Source organism: Acetobacter sp. DmW_136, from assembly GCF_008690365.1.
GTDB lineage: Bacteria > Pseudomonadota > Alphaproteobacteria > Acetobacterales > Acetobacteraceae > Acetobacter > Acetobacter oryzifermentans.
Genome location: NZ_VHON01000091.1, coordinates 1 through 774, shown reverse-complemented (window position 1 = coordinate 774; position 774 = coordinate 1). Strand labels below are relative to the sequence as shown.

1 protein-coding gene is annotated in these 774 nt (G+C 54.1%); it reads right to left on the bottom strand.

The genetic code is table 11. The features are described 5' to 3' along the window. Positions 1 to 774: IS3 family transposase (locus FKW31_RS15790; protein ID WP_150179059.1), on the bottom strand; the 774-nt coding region annotated here is incomplete at both ends.

The window sequence follows — 774 nt, the reverse complement described above, 5'->3', positions numbered from 1 at the left end:
GTTTCCAATGGAGGACAGGAGCCGCCGATTATTGAACCAGTCGACCCATTTAAGTGTTGCCAGTTCAACAGTTTCCCTGTTTTTCCATGGTCCCTGCCGATAGATGAGTTCGGTTTTGTAGAGCCCGTTAATGGTCTCCGCCAGGGCGTTATCATAGGAATCTCCAACACTGCCGACAGAAGCAACAAGGCCCGCTTCAGCCAGTCTTTGCGTGTAGCGAATGGACACATATTGACAGCCGCGGTCGGAATGGTGGGTCACTTTGCCCTCAGGCCGCCTCTGGCACAGAGCCTGTTCGAGGGCATCCAGCACGAAGTCGGTATGGGCCGTTGAGGAGACACGCCAGCCCACAATAACCCGTGCGAATACATCAATGATGAAGGCCACATAAACAAAGCCCTGCCACGTGGAAACATACGTGAAATCCGAAACCCACAGTCTGTTGGGGGCTGGTGCATAAAACTGTCGCTGTACCAGATCCTGTGGACAGGGCCGCGCCGGATCGGGCCGTGTGGTTCTGACACCCTTGCCACGAATGACGCCTTTCAGTCCCATCCGGCGCATCAGCCGCTCTACCGTGCAGCGGGCAACATCCAGACCTTCACGTCTGAGCTGATGCCAGACCTTGCGCGCTCCATAGACGCAGAAATTATTATTCCACACTCTACGGATGTCATCGCACAATTCTTTGTCTTTCTGGCTGCGCACACACGGATTTTTCTGTCTGGCAACAGTTGCATAATAGGCAGATGGTGCAATCGACAGAACCCTGCA